Origin of the sequence: Eudoraea algarum, assembly GCF_050589645.1 — a bacterium.
Taxonomy (GTDB): Bacteria; Bacteroidota; Bacteroidia; order Flavobacteriales; family Flavobacteriaceae; genus JBNGOQ01.
Window position 1 is genome coordinate 88591 of sequence record NZ_JBNGOQ010000004.1, and the last position, 15011, is coordinate 103601.

Annotated in this window: 17 protein-coding genes; 8 read left to right on the plus strand and 9 right to left on the minus strand. The window is 46.3% G+C overall.

The window, feature by feature from the left end; translation table 11 throughout:
- Positions 1 to 591 (minus strand): riboflavin synthase, encoded by a 591-nt coding sequence (locus ACRD67_RS15425; RefSeq protein WP_430968121.1) that lies wholly within the window; start codon positions 589 to 591, stop codon positions 1 to 3.
- Between the two features lie 61 nt (positions 592 to 652).
- On the opposite strand from ACRD67_RS15425, the gene pdxA reads away from it, so the two are divergent.
- The 8 genes from pdxA (at position 653) to ACRD67_RS15465 (ending at position 7380) form a co-directional block, all read left to right on the plus strand.
- Positions 653 to 1699, plus strand: coding sequence for a 4-hydroxythreonine-4-phosphate dehydrogenase PdxA (pdxA, locus tag ACRD67_RS15430; RefSeq protein WP_430968122.1), 1047 nt, complete (start codon positions 653 to 655; stop codon positions 1697 to 1699).
- A gap of 146 nt (positions 1700 to 1845) precedes the next feature.
- The gene (locus tag ACRD67_RS15435; protein ID WP_430968123.1) at positions 1846 to 2379 is read left to right on the plus strand and encodes a YceD family protein; all 534 of its coding nucleotides are present in this window, start codon (positions 1846 to 1848) and stop codon (positions 2377 to 2379) included.
- 8 nt (positions 2380 to 2387) lie between these two features.
- Complete coding sequence (gene rpmF, locus ACRD67_RS15440) at positions 2388 to 2585, plus strand: 50S ribosomal protein L32 (RefSeq protein WP_430968124.1); 198 nt, start codon at positions 2388 to 2390, stop codon at positions 2583 to 2585.
- Between the two features lie 175 nt (positions 2586 to 2760).
- The gene (locus tag ACRD67_RS15445) at positions 2761 to 3756 is read left to right on the plus strand and encodes a beta-ketoacyl-ACP synthase III (protein WP_430968125.1); all 996 of its coding nucleotides are present in this window, start codon (positions 2761 to 2763) and stop codon (positions 3754 to 3756) included.
- 28 nt (positions 3757 to 3784) lie between these two features.
- Positions 3785 to 4273, plus strand: a complete 489-nt coding sequence (gene accB, locus ACRD67_RS15450) for an acetyl-CoA carboxylase biotin carboxyl carrier protein (protein WP_430968126.1) — start codon at positions 3785 to 3787, stop codon at positions 4271 to 4273.
- A gap of 92 nt (positions 4274 to 4365) precedes the next feature.
- Entirely contained in the window at positions 4366 to 5718 is a 1353-nt protein-coding gene (gene accC / locus ACRD67_RS15455) for an acetyl-CoA carboxylase biotin carboxylase subunit (protein ID WP_430968127.1), read from the plus strand.
- 42 nt (positions 5719 to 5760) lie between these two features.
- On the plus strand, positions 5761 to 6873 hold the full coding sequence (locus ACRD67_RS15460) for an NAD(P)/FAD-dependent oxidoreductase (protein WP_430968671.1): 1113 nt from the start codon (positions 5761 to 5763) through the stop codon (positions 6871 to 6873).
- Positions 6874 to 6882: 9 nt separating this feature from the next.
- Positions 6883 to 7380: a 3-oxoacyl-ACP synthase gene (locus ACRD67_RS15465; protein WP_430968128.1), complete on the plus strand. Its 498-nt coding sequence runs from the start codon at positions 6883 to 6885 to the stop codon at positions 7378 to 7380.
- A gap of 3 nt (positions 7381 to 7383) precedes the next feature.
- Here the strand turns inward: ACRD67_RS15465 and arfB are convergent, their stop codons facing one another.
- The 8 genes from arfB to ACRD67_RS15505 form a co-directional block, all read right to left on the minus strand.
- The gene (gene arfB, locus ACRD67_RS15470; RefSeq protein WP_430968129.1) at positions 7384 to 7788 is read right to left on the minus strand and encodes an alternative ribosome rescue aminoacyl-tRNA hydrolase ArfB; all 405 of its coding nucleotides are present in this window, start codon (positions 7786 to 7788) and stop codon (positions 7384 to 7386) included.
- Between the two features lie 65 nt (positions 7789 to 7853).
- Entirely contained in the window at positions 7854 to 8828 is a 975-nt protein-coding gene (locus ACRD67_RS15475) for an ABC transporter ATP-binding protein (RefSeq protein ID WP_430968130.1), read from the minus strand.
- An 87-nt stretch (positions 8829 to 8915) separates the two neighbouring features.
- On the minus strand, positions 8916 to 11072 hold the full coding sequence (locus ACRD67_RS15480; protein ID WP_430968131.1) for a prolyl oligopeptidase family serine peptidase: 2157 nt from the start codon (positions 11070 to 11072) through the stop codon (positions 8916 to 8918).
- Between the two features lie 91 nt (positions 11073 to 11163).
- Positions 11164 to 11343: a hypothetical protein gene (locus ACRD67_RS15485; protein ID WP_430968132.1), complete on the minus strand. Its 180-nt coding sequence runs from the start codon at positions 11341 to 11343 to the stop codon at positions 11164 to 11166.
- Positions 11344 to 11474: 131 nt separating this feature from the next.
- Entirely contained in the window at positions 11475 to 12464 is a 990-nt protein-coding gene (locus ACRD67_RS15490) for an aspartate-semialdehyde dehydrogenase (RefSeq protein WP_430968133.1), read from the minus strand.
- 209 nt (positions 12465 to 12673) lie between these two features.
- A complete protein-coding gene (gene mscL / locus ACRD67_RS15495) occupies positions 12674 to 13078 on the minus strand; it encodes a large conductance mechanosensitive channel protein MscL (protein WP_430968134.1) in 405 nt (134 codons plus the stop codon).
- An 85-nt stretch (positions 13079 to 13163) separates the two neighbouring features.
- Complete coding sequence (alr, locus tag ACRD67_RS15500) at positions 13164 to 14285, minus strand: alanine racemase (RefSeq protein ID WP_430968135.1); 1122 nt, start codon at positions 14283 to 14285, stop codon at positions 13164 to 13166.
- Positions 14278 to 14922, minus strand: a complete 645-nt coding sequence (locus tag ACRD67_RS15505) for a thymidine kinase (RefSeq protein ID WP_430968136.1) — start codon at positions 14920 to 14922, stop codon at positions 14278 to 14280. Before ACRD67_RS15505 ends, alr begins: the two co-directional genes overlap by 8 nt.
- Between the last annotated feature and the right edge of the window lie 89 nt (positions 14923 to 15011).

Sequence of the window (15011 nt, forward strand, 5' to 3'; positions counted from 1 at the left end):
CTATTGTTGTAAAGCGACCAATTTAGCAACATATTTTCCAATGAGGTCAAACTCCAGGTTAACCACGGTGCCCACCCGATAGGCATTGAACCGTGTATGTTCATAGGTATACGGAATTATGGCCACACTGAAGCTATGTGATCCCGAACCCACCACAGTGAGGCTGGTACCGTCAATGGTAATGGACCCCTTTTCAATGGTCACATTGTTTAGGGAAGGGTCATACTCAAAAGAAAAGAACCAGCTCCCGTCCTGTTCTGCGATTGCGGTGCATTGGGCGGTCTGGTCCACATGCCCCTGAACCAAATGTCCGTCTAGCCTGGAACCGAGTACCATGGCCCGTTCCAGATTAACAAGTTCACCAACCTTTAACCCCCCCAGGTTCGTCTTGTTTAAGGTTTCCTCAATAGCGGTTACCGTGTAGTTTTCACCGTTTATGGCCACTACGGTCAAGCAGACCCCGTTATGGGAAACGCTTTGGTCTATTTTTAATTCCTGGGCCAGGGAGGAGCTAAGCGTAATATGAAGATTACCGCCCTCCGTTTCCAAGCGGTCCACTTTGCCCAAAGTTTCAATTATCCCAGTAAACATGGTTCGTTTAATTTAAGTAGTTTTGTGCTGTAAATTTAGAGATAATACCGGAATACACAGGATGCAGGAAAGCAAAAAAATTAAAGTGGGGATATCTATTGGGGACTTGAACGGGATAGGGTGCGAAGTAGTGCTAAAGACTTTTGAGGACACCCGGATGTTGGATTTTTGCACGCCCGTAATTTTTGCCTCCAACAAGACCATTTCCTTTCAAAAAAACGAACTGGGCATTGCAGTCAATTACCACGGCATAGCCCATGCCTCTAAAGCGATAGATGGGAAGCTAAATGTGGTGAACGTATGGAAGGAAGTACCAGAGATAGCCTTCGGGCAGGCTACGGCCGAAGCCGGCAAATATGCCGTGAGGTCTTTGAAGGCGGCGGTTGAAGCCCTGAAAAAAGGAGAAATCGATGCGCTGGTCACAGCGCCGATCAACAAGAACAACATACAGGAAGCCGATTTCAAATTCCCGGGACACACCGACTATCTGGCACAGGAATTGGAGGGAGATAGCCTAATGTTCATGGTTACCGATACGCTCAAAGTGGGATTGCTCACAGATCATGTAGCGGTAAAGGAGGTGTCCGATGCCATTACCCCAGAACTTATAAAACGGAAAGTTGCCCTCGTGGAAAAGTCCTTGAAAATGGATTTTGCGCAGCGCAAACCTAAAATTGCTATTTTGGGCATTAACCCGCATAGTGGGGACAACGGAGTCATTGGAAAAGAGGACGATGAGGTGCTTAAACCCACCATCAAGGAATTAACCGATCTTGGGCATTTGGTGTACGGCCCCTATTCGGCGGATAGTTTTTTTGGTTCGGATGGATACAAGAATTTTGACGCTATTTTGGCAGCCTACCACGATCAGGGCCTTATTCCGTTTAAAACCCTTTCTTTTGGAAAGGGAGTTAATTTTACCGCCGGCCTTTCCAGGGTACGGACCTCCCCCGATCATGGAACCGCTTATGAGATTGCAGGCAAGGGAAATGCGGACGCGAGCTCCTTCAAGGAGGCCTTGTTCACGGCATTGCGGATTTATAGGAACAGAATGGAATATAGAGAGCTCACGGAGAACCCCCTGCAAAAGCAAAAAATGAAGCGCTAGCACCGGATGGAACTTTAAAGAAATAGGCTTGGCCGAGCCCGTTTGGAACAAAATATATTTCGCCCATTATTGTTGGGTTTTACTAAAATAATAATATCTTTGCACCCGCCTTTGATTAAGGCAGATACGTTAAACAAGCGTTGTACATGATGAAGCATAAGGAATTTGCTATTCCTTTCTCGGGATTAAAGCAAGGAAAGCACGAGTTTGAGTATCGTATTGAAAATAAGTTCTTTGAATCTTTTGGTTATGACGAGTTCAATGATGCCGCCATTGATTTAACGGTAATATTGAACAAGATGAGCACGATGTTGGAGTTGGAGCTAATGGCCAAAGGCACGGTCAATGTAAATTGCGATATTATTAGCGAGCCCTACGACCAACCTATTACGGCCAGTTTGGAATTGGTGGTAAAATTTGGGGAGGAATACAACGATGAGGATGACGACATATTGGTCATACCCCATGGCGAACATCAAGTCAATATTGCCCAGTATATTTATGAAATGCTGGTGTTGGCGGTACCTGCCAAAAGGGTTCATCCTGGAGTTTTGGATGGTACCAAACATTCGGAGGCCCTGCAAAAGTTACAGGAACTCCAACCAAAAGAGACTAAGGAAAACAAGGGAGAAATAGATCCCAGATGGGATGCACTTAAAAAATTATTAACGGATAAATAAGGTTCATAATGGCACATCCAAAAAGAAAAATCTCCAAGACCAGGAGAGATAAAAGAAGAACACATTATAAGGCTGTTGCCCCTACCCTGGCAAAGGACCCCACCACGGGTGAAATGCATTTGTACCATAGGGCGCATTGGCACGAAGGCAAATTGTACTATCGAGGTCAAATATTGATAGACAAGACTGAAGATGCGGTTGCATAATTCAGCAGATAGATGATTTTTTGGGACTCCCACTTTTAGATGAGTGGGAGTTTTTTTATGATTTTAAGTGAAATTCAAAAATCATTGCTTTTAAGGCTAAAAGTCCCAAAAAATCATTACTTTTCACCAATTTTGAAGCATTTTTGAAGGTTTTTGGCAAAAAAACAGTTTTAGCATGAGCAAACTAACGGCAGCCATTAAGGCTGTAGGAGCCTATGTCCCCGACTTTGTGTTGACCAACAAAATTTTGGAAACCATGGTGGAGACCAATGATGAATGGATTACCAGTAGAACCGGTATAAAGGAAAGGAGAATTTTAAAAGAAGAGGGGCAAGGAACTTCGTATATGGCCATAAGGGCGGCCAAAGACCTTATTAGGAAAAGGAATCTAGATCCCAAAGAAATAGATTTGGTGTTAGTGGCTACCGCCACGCCGGATCTCATGGTTGCAGCAACTGCTGCGTATACCGCTTCGGAAATTGGGGCTACCAACGCCTTTTCCTATGACCTGCAGGCCGCATGTTCCAGTTTTTTATATGGGATGTCAACGGCGGCTAGTTATATTGAATCGGGTCGCTATAAAAAGATCCTGTTGATCGGAGCAGATAAAATGTCTTCGATTATTGACTATACCGATAGGACTACCTGTATCATCTTCGGTGATGGAGCAGGGGCGGTACTTTTTGAACCTAATACGGAAGGCCTGGGCCTTCAGGACGAGTTCCTCAGATCCGATGGTATAGGTAGGGAATTTTTAAAGATGGATGCGGGGGGATCAATGCTACCTGCCTCTGAAGAGACGGTAAGGAACAAACAGCATTATGTGTACCAGGACGGGAAATCCGTGTTTAAGTTCGCAGTTTCCAATATGGCCGATGTTTCCGCCAAAATCATGGAACGCAATGGTCTTACGCACGAAGATGTGCATTGGTTGGTGCCTCATCAGGCCAACAAACGCATTATAGACGCTACGGCCAAACGTATGGGATTGGATGCTGAAAAGGTGATGATCAACATCCATAAATATGGCAATACCACCTCGGCCACTTTACCGCTTTTGTTGCACGATTACGAGCAACAATTAAAAAAGGGCGATAACCTGGTTTTCGCTGCCTTTGGGGGCGGATTTACCTGGGGATCAATATATTTAAAGTGGGCGTACAACCCATAGACTAATTCAAACAACTAAATAGAACACCATGGATATTAAAGAGATTCAAAGTCTAATCAGATTTGTGGCAAAGTCAGGGGCCAGTGAGGTAAAACTGGAGATGGAGGATATTAAGATCACCATCCGTACCGGGGCGGTAGGTTCCGCACCGGAAACCACCTTTGTACAGCAAATACCGGTTGCAGGTGCACCCGTAGCACCGGTCCCTCCAGTACAGGCAGAGGTGCCTGCCGCAGAAAGTGAAACACCAAGCTCTGCAGCAGAGGACGACTCTAAATATATTACCATAAAATCACCCATTATAGGGACCTTCTACAGAAAGTCGGCTCCAGATAAGCCTGCTTTTGTGGAGGTCGGGGACACCATAGCCAAAGGCGACGTCCTTTGCGTGATTGAAGCCATGAAGCTTTTTAACGATATTGAATCCGAGGTAGCCGGAAAAATTGTGAAGGTATTGGTGGAAGATTCCTCACCGGTAGAATTTGATCAACCTTTGTTCTTGATCGATCCATCTTAGTAAATTTTAAGGGGTAAACTACAAGTAATGAGCGTATTACCTGTATCTGAACCTGTTTAAAACTTAGAATTTAAAATTTAAAATTTCGGAAGATGTTTAAAAAAATACTGATAGCCAATAGGGGCGAGATTGCACTTCGGATTATAAGGACCTGTAAGGAAATGGGGATAAAGACCGTTGCCGTCTATTCCAAGGCGGATGAGGAAAGTCTACATGTGCGCTTTGCAGATGAAGCCGTATGTATCGGTCCGGCACCTAGCAGTGAATCCTATTTAAAAATACCCAATATTATTGCAGCGGCGGAGATTACCAATGCGGATGCCATTCATCCCGGATATGGATTTTTATCTGAAAATTCCAAGTTTTCAAAGATCTGCGCCGAGCACGAAATCAAGTTTATAGGGGCTTCGGGTGAGCATATCGATAAAATGGGTGACAAGGCTACGGCCAAGGAAACTATGAAGAAGGCAGGCGTACCTACAATTCCCGGATCGGATGGGTTACTGGAATCTGTCACCGAGGCTAAGAAAATTGCCAAAAAAATGGGCTACCCTGTAATGATAAAGGCCACTGCAGGTGGCGGGGGAAAAGGCATGCGGGCTGTTTGGAAGGAGGAGCAAATGACAGATCTCTATGAGAGCGCTGTACAAGAAGCTTCAGCAGCCTTTGGCAATGGCGCGATGTATATGGAAAAGCTGATCGAGGAACCGCGCCATATCGAAATACAAGTTGTAGGGGACCAATATGGTAAAGCATGCCACCTTTCCGAAAGGGACTGCTCCATACAAAGGCGGCACCAAAAACTGACCGAGGAAACCCCATCTCCCTTTATGACCGATAAGCTTAGGGACGATATGGGAAAGGCCGCGGTAAAAGCTGCCGAATACATAAAGTACGAGGGCGCAGGCACGGTAGAGTTTTTAGTGGACAAACACCGAAACTTCTATTTTATGGAGATGAATACCCGGATACAGGTAGAACATCCCATTACGGAGCAGGTCATTGACTACGATTTAATCAGGGAACAAATTCTGGTTGCCGGTGGCGTGCCCATCTCTGGAAAGAACTATGTGCCCAATCTACACTCCATAGAGTGCAGGATCAACGCAGAAGACCCGTATAACGATTTTAGACCATCTCCAGGTAAGATTACCACCCTTCATACCCCGGGAGGGCATGGAATTAGACTGGATACCCATGTCTACAGCGGCTATACGATTCCGCCTAACTATGACTCCATGATAGCTAAATTGATTACCACTGCCCAGACCAGGGAAGAGGCCATCAATAAGATGAAACGGGCTTTGGATGAGTTTGTCATAGAGGGGATACGGACCACGATACCTTTTCACAGACAATTGATGGACCATCCGGATTATTTGGCCGGGAACTATACCACCAAATTCATGGAGGATTTTGAAATGGAACCACAAGCAGATGATTAATTTACAAACTCCGGCCAGCACCGGAGTTTTTTATACATGAGCATGGACCTAAGTTACTGGGAGTACAAGACCTGGTTGTCACATATCGATTTTACCGTTGTAGGAAGCGGTATTGTTGGGCTCACATCTGCGCTCCGACTTAGGGAACGGTTTCCCGAAGCCAAGATTTTAGTGCTCGAAAAGGGGACCTTGCCGCAAGGAGCCAGCACGAAAAATGCCGGTTTTGCATGCTTTGGGAGCATTTCCGAAATTTTGGCAGACCTCAGCCAGCATTCCGAAGAAGAGGTCCTTGATCTGGTCCAAATGCGATGGGACGGCATACAAGTACTGCGCAGTAACTTAGGGGATTCCCTTATCGATCTCAGAAATTATGGCGGGCACGAGGTTTTTTTGGAAAGCCAAAATGAACTGTACGAACGCTGTTTGGCAAACATTGACAAGGTAAATGACCTGCTGGAACCTGTATTCAGACAGCGCCCATTTGCAGAACAGACCAATGTGTTCAAGTTTGAAAAAGTAAAACAAAATTACATCACCAATAGTTTGGAGGCCCAGTTGGATACGGGCAAATTGATGCAGCAGTTGTTGCGGCGGACACGGGAAGCAGGGATAAGCATTTTGAATTCCGTAGCCGTTGGAGGGTTTGAGGAAACAGGAAGCAAGGTAGCGATAAAGACAGATCAGTTTGAATTGGAAACCCAGAACCTCTTAATTGCCACCAACGGATTTGCATCACAACTCGTACAAGCGGATATTAGGCCGGCCAGGGCTCAGGTGTTGATTACCAAACCCATAGGGAAACTTCATATTAAAGGCACCTTCCATCTGGACGAGGGCTACTACTACTTTCGGAATATAGACCAGAGGATCCTTCTGGGAGGTGGCCGTAATTTGGATTTCGAAGGAGAGGAAACCATGGATTTCGGCAAGACCAAACTGATTCAAAACCAACTGGAAACAATGCTCCACGAAATTATTCTACCAGGGGTTCCTTTCGCCGTAGAACGGCGTTGGAGCGGTATTATGGGAACCGGGCCCCAAAAACGACCCGTGATAAAACAGCTTTCGGACCATGTCTATTGTGGTGTCCGTCTTGGCGGGATGGGTGTTGCCATTGGCAGCCTGGTTGGAAAGGCGTTGGCAGATCTTGTGTAGTGATTTCCGGTGAAAAAAGCAATTGGATATAGGCATCAGTATACCAGTATGGACACAAACCCGATCAAACAGCAGCTTTACGATTTTTGTCAAACCTATGCCAAGGACAGGGTAACGCGTCTCCAAACCCAAATGGCCACTTTGCAGGAGTCATTATTTTCGGAGACGAAGAGCAGTGCTGGAGACAAGCACGAAACCGGAAGGGCAATCATGCAACTCGAAAGGGAGCGGTTGGGACAGCAGTTGGCGGTGGCGGAAGCGCTGACGCAGGCACTTACAAAAGTGAACATCAACCCGCTCAAGGGCCCCATAGGCCTTGGGAGTTTGGTGCGCACGAACAAAGCCAATTATTTTTTGGCTATTTCTGCAGGGGAGTGCCATGCAGAGGGAGGGCTGGTATATTGTATTTCTCCCAACACACCCATTGGCGGTTTCCTTTTGGGAAAATCGGTAGGGGACGTCTTCGTTTTTAACGACAAGGAGATTACCGTTCTGGAAGTCCGGTAGTCCCTAGTCCAAATCGGGTTTTTTTCTACCTGCTTTTTTTTCGGCCGTTTTCTGTTTGGCCCTTAGGCGTTTTTCCTTGGCCGTCTTGGAGGGCTTGGTCTTTTTCCTTTTCTTTTGGACCTTGAGTAGGTTTTCAAGAAGGTTTAGGAAGCGCTGGGTAACCAGTTCCTTGTTCCGATATTGGCTTCGGGTTTCATCGCATTGTAAAAGGAGCGAGCCCTCTTTGTTAAGTCTGTTTTCCAGCTTTTCATACAAACGGTCCTTCTCGGTTTCGGAGAGGCCGTTGGAACCCGCGAGGTCAAAGGACAGTTCTATTTTGGTGGACACCTTGTTTACGTGTTGTCCTCCGGCACCACCACTCCTGATGGCCTTATAACGTAGTTCCTTTACCACTTGGTCCTTGTTCAAAGTAGACGTTTCCTGCAAAGGTACTTAAATAGGGCGATTGACACATGCGCCAATGGCTGTTCCGACTAGGGCATTAAGCGGCTGTTGATGGTTTCAAGAGAGATATTCAGAAACACCTTGGTATCGGGATCCAGACCATCGGCGGACTCAAAATAGATGATATGTCCGTCGTATTCCCCCTTGATCATAAAATGGCTTCCCATGGGATAGGCTTTTTTGACCGTTATTTCCAGACCTGAAGTTTCGGAAACCCGGAATTCATGGGCATAAACAATAATTCTTCTTTTAGTATCCGCATAGGACTTTACAATATTGATGGGGATTTCATTGGCCTCTCCGAAAAGGGAGGCAACATATATGTGCTTTGGGTTTTTGTACAGTTCCAAAGTATCCTTGTCCGCAAGGATCTGTTGGTCTTTCAGTACAATGACCCTATCGGCAAAAGGAAGGATGTCATGGTAATCATGGGTAGCGGTCAAACAGGTAATCCCTCGCGTTTTAAGGTAGTCGAAGAGATTTCTACGCAGACTGTTTTTTCTAAAATTATCAATATGACTAAAGGGCTCGTCCAGCAAAAGGATTTCTGGTTCCTGCGCCAATACCCTTGCCAGGGCTACCCGCTGTTGCTGCCCTCCGCTGAGGTTCTTGACCTTAGTTTTCGAGAAATCTTCCATTTCGATCATCTGCAACAGCTCCATGCTGCGCCGTTCCATTTCCTCGGGTTCAAAAACGGAAAGGTACTGCCCAATGTTTTCCTTTACCGTGGTATACGGCATTAGATCGAAATCCTGGGAGAGGTATTTCATATAAGGTTCCCCGGGGACCAAATTGTATAAGGGGCCCATTACCTGGGACTTGCTCCAATGCACCGTTCCCACCTTGAGCTGTAGCAGACCGTAGATAATCTTTAATAGGGTGCTTTTGCCACATCCACTTTCACCCATAATGGCCACGTGCTCCCCTGCACCTATGGTAAAACTTATGTCTTCCAAGACCGGATGCTTGTCATAAGCAAAGGAAATATGGTCTACCTTGAGCATATCCGTCAAATTTATAAAACACTGGATTTACGAAACAGAAAAGTCCGCCCCTATTTAGAAACGGACTTTCGTTTAAAATATTGATAGTTATTCTTTAAATTCTTTTAATACGGCCCTGTTGGGAAGCGTCTCGTAACCCATATTGTAGAGGGTAAAACCAAAAATGTCCGCATACTGCTCAATGGTCTTGCTTACCGGCGTACCTGCACCGTGACCTGCGTTGGTCTCTATTCGGATAAGGGCAGGGTTTGTGCCCGATTGCTTTTCCTGAAGTTCGGCTGCAAACTTGAAACTATGGGCGGGAACAACGCGATCATCGTGATCGGCTGTGGTAATCAGGGTGGCAGGATACGCCACACCCTCCTTTATGTTGTGCAAGGGAGAATAGCCCTTTAAATAGTTAAACATTTCCTCACTCTCTTCGGCCGTCCCATAATCATAGGACCATCCAGCGCCAGCAGTAAAGGTATGGTAGCGTAACATGTCCAAAACACCGACCGCTGGTAAGGCCACACGCATCAGGTCGGGGCGCTGTGTCATGGTAGCGCCGACCAACAAGCCTCCATTGGAGCCTCCACGGACGGCGAGGTATTCTGCCGAGGTATATTTGTTTTCAATGAGGTATTCCGCAGCTGCGATGAAATCATCAAAAACATTTTGTTTCCTGGTCTTTGTTCCCGCGTCATGCCATTTTTTGCCATATTCGCCCCCACCGCGAAGATTGGGAACGGCATAGACACCCCCTTGTTCCATCCAGACCGCATTTACAATACTGAAGGAGGGGGTTAAGCTGATATTGAAACCGCCATAACCGTATAGGATGGTAGGATTTTTTCCATTCAACACCAGCCCCTTTTTATGGGTGATGATCATCGGCACACGCGTACCGTCCTTTGAAGTATAAAAGACCTGGGTTGACTCGTAGGCGTCGGGATTAAAATCGATTTCTGGCTTCCAGTATTGTTCGTAATCACCGGTGGTTACATGATACTTATAGGAAGAACTTGGCGTGTTGTAATTGGTAAAGGAGAAGTAGAACTCCTTGTCCTTCTTTTTACCTCCAAAACCATTGGCGCTGCCCACACCGGGAAGCTTCACTTCACGGACCAGCTCACCGTCATAATTGTACTGTAGTACCTTGGAGATGGCATCTACCATATATTCCGCAAAGAAATAACCTCCGCCGGTGTTGGGACTAAGCACGTTCTCCGTTTCCGGGATAAAGTCCTTCCAGTTGGCAGGTGCGGGATTGGCGGCGTCCACAGTCACTATTTTTTGGTTGGGCGCGTCCATGTTGGTAACGATGTAAAGTTTGGAACCCACATTTTCAATGACGTAACTGTCCGTGTCCGTGTGGTCCAAAAGCGTGATCAACCCACCTTTGGGGTGCGCCAGATCCTTGAGAAAGAGTTTATTCCCCGAAGTGGAATTGGAGGCAGAAATGATAAGATAGCGATCGTCCTCCGTGACACTACCCCCTACGTAACGGTGTTTTTCGGAAGGGACCCCGCCGAAGACCAGTTCATCCTTACTTTGCGGGTTGCCGAGTTTGTGGTAGTACAGTTTGTGCTGGTCTGTTTTGGCAGAAAGTTGACTGCCTGTGGGCTTATCGTAACTTGAATAATAAAACCCGTCATTGCCCTTCCAGGAGATATTGCTGAACTTAATATCGATTAAGGTATCCTCCACAATCTCTTTTTTTTCCGCGTTGAGCACGATCACTTTTCGCCAATCACTACCGCCCTCCGAAATGGCATAGGCCGCCAGGGAGCCATCTTTGGAAAAGCTGAGCCCCATCAACGAGGTTGTCCCATCTTCGGAAAAGGTATTGGGGTCCAGAAATACCTCGGCCTCTCCATCGCCCTTTTGACGGTAGACCACATATTGGTTCTGCAAGCCATCGTTCTTGTTAAAATAGGTATAATCTCCCTCTTTGAAAGGAGATCCCAATTTCTCGTAGTTCCAAAGTTTTTCCAAGCGTCCCTTAAGCTCTTCACGAAAGGGAATCTGTTCCAAATAACCAAAAGTGGTTTGGTTCTGTGTTTTTACCCAAGCCTCCGTTTCGGGGCTCCTATCGTCCTCCAACCAACGATAAGGATCTTTTACATCGGTTCCGAAATAGGTGTCAATGGTGTCCACTTTTTGGGTAGTAGGATAGTTCACGGTAATGCGTTCTTTTTTAGGTGTTGTTTCGCAGGCCACCAAGCTAATAAGGGCCAGCGCGAAAACTGCTGTTTTTTTCATTTTTTAGGAAATTAGTCGGCCCTAAAATACCATAAAATAGGCTATGAAATGGATGGCCGACGAAGGTTTTAACACAATTTATGATTGTGCTTCAAGGGGCAAATACCTCGTAGTGTTGTACAGTTTCTTCGCACTCCTGCAGAAAGTTCTCGTCTCCCGGATGGTATTTTGCCCTTTCAAAATCAGCGCTGGCAAAGTTTTTTATAACGTCCAGATTTTCCCAATAGGGAATCAAGGTAAAATGCCGCTCATTTTCCTTGATGTTTCTCAAAAAAAGAAAGGTTTTTTAAGACCTTTTGTCATGGCATTATTGGAGTGGCCAATTTCTTTACAAGCTGGGCATAGGTCTCCTAATTCTCAAGACGTGTCTTTCCGTGCCAGATTCTTGCAATCATAGCTGGCTTAAATCAGCTGCTTGTCTACCAGGTATTCCGCAATTTGTACGGCGTTGGTGGCGGCACCCTTTCTAAGGTTGTCCGAAACGATCCATAGGTTCAAGGTATTCCGTTGGGATTCGTCCCGGCGGATCCTCCCCACAAAAACATCGTCCTTGTCATGGGCATAGATAGGCATGGGATAGGTGTTGGTGTCCGGATTGTCCTGTACCACCACTCCTGGTGTTTCATGTAGCAATTGACGGACTTCCGAAAGATCAAAATCGCTTTCGAATTCTACATTGGCGGCTTCCGAATGTCCTCCAGCTGTCGGAATGCGCACTGCAGTGGCACTTATGGAAAAAGTACGGTCGTCCAATATTTTCTGAGGCTCCCGGGCCAGTTTCATTTCTTCCTTGGTATACCCGTTTTCCAGGAAAATGTCACAATGGGGCAGGGCGTTTCTATTTATGGGATAGGGATAGGCCATCTCACCTTGTACGCCTGCCATTTCATTTTCCAATTGTTGTACCGCTTTTACCCCCGTTCCGGATACGGATTGGTAGGTTGAAATGACGACGCGCTTCATCTTATATCTTTTGTGCAAGGGAGCCAGCGCCATGACCAGTTGTATAGTGGAACAATTGGGGTTGGCAATGATCTTATCTTCCTTGGTCAGGGCAGCAGCGTTTATTTCGGGCACCACCAACTTTTTTTCAGGATCCATGCGCCAGGCCGACGAGTTGTCCACCACGGTGGTACCCACGGCCGCAAATTTAGGGGCCCATTCCAAAGAGGTGTCGCCCCCGGCGGAGAAAATGGCCAAATGGGGCCGTGCCAAAACTGCATCCTCAAGGCCTATGATGGTATACTCCTCCCCTTTATAGGACAGTTTCTTCCCCACGGAACGCTGTGAAGCGACCAATAACAGCTCTGTGATGGGGAAGTTTCGCTCCGCCAACACTTTTAACATTACTTCGCCTACCATTCCTGTGGCACCTACAACCGCTACCTTCATTGGTTTATGATTTAGGATGCAAATGTACTTCAATGGGATGTACTTGACAAGTGCTTTGTCAAGGAATCATCAAAATATAACAAAATGTTATGAATAACACAACTGATTAAAAAAGAACCGCCAATCAGGTTAGCGAGACCCGATCGACGGTTTATACAATAATTTCAGTAGTATAGCGGTCATATCCCCAAAGCAGGGAACGGACTATGTTATTGCTTCTTTAGCAAATCCCTGATTTCGGCAAGCAGTTCCTCCTGGCTTGGTCCGGACGGCGCAGGTGGCGCAGGTGGTGTTTTCATCTTGTTGTAGGCCTTGATAATAATGAACATGACCAGTCCTACGATAAGCAGGTTGACCAAGCTATTGATCCAAGCGCCGTAGCGGATGGCATTTTCGGCAACAAAACCTTCTTCTCCGGCAACTCCCGAAGCTTCCGTCAGGATAACCTTTAGGTTGGCAAAATCCACACCTCCGGTAAACTGTCCTACCACGGGCATCACAATGTCATTTACAAATCCGTTAACCACAAGGCCAACGGCTCCTGCCATGATTACGGCCACTGCAAACTCGATAACATTGCCCGTCATAATAAAATTCTTGAATTCCTTTAACATGTCTTAGTGTTTTAGTGTAGTTATTTATATAGTTGAATAGTATTCCTATGCAATATAATCAAAAAAAGAAATTCCTAAAAAAATGTTAATGTGTAGCCGGGTCCCCGCTAAAAATACGTCGGACTCTTTGTGAGATTCCGGTAAGCAGTTCATAGGAAATTGTATGTGCATTGGCGGCAAACACTTCGGCGGAGGGACTTTTTCCAAAAACGATGACCTCGTCCCCTTCGCTACAATCAATACCCGTAACATCGATCATCGTCATATCCATACATACGTTTCCAATGATGGGCGCTTTTGCCCCCTTAACCGTAACCCATGCCTTGCCATTGCCGTACTGCCTGCCTATGCCGTCGGCATGCCCTAAGGGGAGGGTTGCGGTAACTCTGTAGCCCTCGGAGGTATAGGCTCGGTTATAGCCCACGCTTTCGTTGGGCTCAATTTTATGGATTTGCGAAATAACCGTTTTTAGGGTCGCTACTGGTCGCAATTGGGCATCAATGGAAGCTTCATTTCCAAAACCGTAAAGCCCAATGCCGCTTCGTACCATATCAAACTGGGCCTCGGGATAGTTGAGAATCCCAGAAGTGTTCAGGATGTGCCTAAAGGGATGGCAACCCATTTTGTTGTCCATTTCCGTGGCAATTTTGGTAAAGGTGGCGATTTGGGTCCGGGTAAACGCTTTTTCGGCCGGGTCCTCCGAAGCGGCCAAATGCGAAAAGATCGATAGGACCTCAACTTCCTTTTGTCCAGCAAGCTTTTCAGCAATATAATCCGCGTCGTTTTCCCAAAAGCCCAAACGGTTAAGTCCGGTATTGAATTTAAGATGTACAGGATACTTTTTCTGACCCTGTTTCCTTGCTACTTCCAAGAACTTCGCTAGAATTTTTGGGGAATAGAGGCTGGGCTCCAATTGGTGATCCATGAGCACGGTAAAGTTTACCGGTTGGGGGTGCAGCACCAAAATTGGGGATGCAATGCCCGCCTTGCGCAGCGAAATGCCTTCGTGGGTATAGGCAACAGCCAAGTAGTCTGCCCCGAGCTGCTCAAGCTTTTGTGCTATTTTTGTCGCGTCACTACCATAGGCAAAAGCTTTGACCACCCCTAAAAATTTGGTGGTAGATGCAAGTTTTGCCCTTAAATATCGATAGTTGTGCTCCAGGGCACTCAGGTCAATTTCCAAAACGGTTTCCTCGGTCTTAGGCATTGGCGTCCTTTTTGTTGGCCAGTACCTCTTCGGAATCTACTTCCATTTGGCTAATCTTTTCCCGCAACATGGCCTTAAAGAAAGCGGCCCTGCTCAAAGGTTCGTATTCCTCGGTCTCTCCTAGAAAGACCAATTTGTCGTTATCCGATTTTCTAAAACTGTAGTTGGCCAGATTTCCGGTACGGGTGCATATGGCGTGCACCTTGGTTACGTATTCCGCGGTGGCCATTAGCGCTGGCATAGGGCCAAAGGGGTTTCCTTTAAAATCCATGTCCAGGCCTGCTATCACCACCCGTACCCCTTTGTTGGCCAAATCGTTGCAGACCGTTACGATCTCGTCATCAAAAAACTGGGCCTCATCAATACCCACAACATCACAACCATCGGCCAATAGTCTTATGTTGGCCGCAGCGGGTACCGGGGTAGATCTAATTTCGTTATCGTCGTGGGATACCACCATATCCTCATGGTACCTGGTATCTACAATGGGCTTAAAAATCTCTACTTTCAATTTGGCGAACTGGGCACGCCGCAGTCGTCGTATAAGCTCCTCGGTCTTCCCTGAAAACATGGATCCGCAGATAACCTCTATCCAACCGAATTGTTCCTTGTGATTAACAGTGTTTTCGAGAAACATTTTGTAATTTTAGACGAAATTATGTTGTTTTTTCGTTCTTGATTAAAAGAACCACAAAATTAGTAAAGAAAGATATACCTTTTTTGGAA

Coding starts and splice junctions, on each gene's coding strand:
- alr (WP_430968135.1), bottom strand. CDS start 14,285: ATGCCTAAGACCGAGGAAACCGTTTTGGAAATTGACCTGAGTGCCCTG.
- mscL (WP_430968134.1), bottom strand. CDS start 13,078: ATGTTAAAGGAATTCAAGAATTTTATTATGACGGGCAATGTTATCGAG.
- accB (WP_430968126.1), top strand. CDS start 3,785: ATGGATATTAAAGAGATTCAAAGTCTAATCAGATTTGTGGCAAAGTCA.
- ACRD67_RS15505 (WP_430968136.1), bottom strand. CDS start 14,922: ATGTTTCTCGAAAACACTGTTAATCACAAGGAACAATTCGGTTGGATA.
- rpmF (WP_430968124.1), top strand. CDS start 2,388: ATGGCACATCCAAAAAGAAAAATCTCCAAGACCAGGAGAGATAAAAGA.
- ACRD67_RS15435 (WP_430968123.1), top strand. CDS start 1,846: ATGATGAAGCATAAGGAATTTGCTATTCCTTTCTCGGGATTAAAGCAA.
- ACRD67_RS15425 (WP_430968121.1), bottom strand. CDS start 591: ATGTTTACTGGGATAATTGAAACTTTGGGCAAAGTGGACCGCTTGGAA.
- ACRD67_RS15480 (WP_430968131.1), bottom strand. CDS start 11,072: ATGAAAAAAACAGCAGTTTTCGCGCTGGCCCTTATTAGCTTGGTGGCC.
- pdxA (WP_430968122.1), top strand. CDS start 653: ATGCAGGAAAGCAAAAAAATTAAAGTGGGGATATCTATTGGGGACTTG.
- accC (WP_430968127.1), top strand. CDS start 4,366: ATGTTTAAAAAAATACTGATAGCCAATAGGGGCGAGATTGCACTTCGG.
- ACRD67_RS15475 (WP_430968130.1), bottom strand. CDS start 8,828: ATGCTCAAGGTAGACCATATTTCCTTTGCTTATGACAAGCATCCGGTC.
- ACRD67_RS15490 (WP_430968133.1), bottom strand. CDS start 12,464: ATGAAGGTAGCGGTTGTAGGTGCCACAGGAATGGTAGGCGAAGTAATG.
- ACRD67_RS15445 (WP_430968125.1), top strand. CDS start 2,761: ATGAGCAAACTAACGGCAGCCATTAAGGCTGTAGGAGCCTATGTCCCC.
- ACRD67_RS15460 (WP_430968671.1), top strand. CDS start 5,761: ATGGACCTAAGTTACTGGGAGTACAAGACCTGGTTGTCACATATCGAT.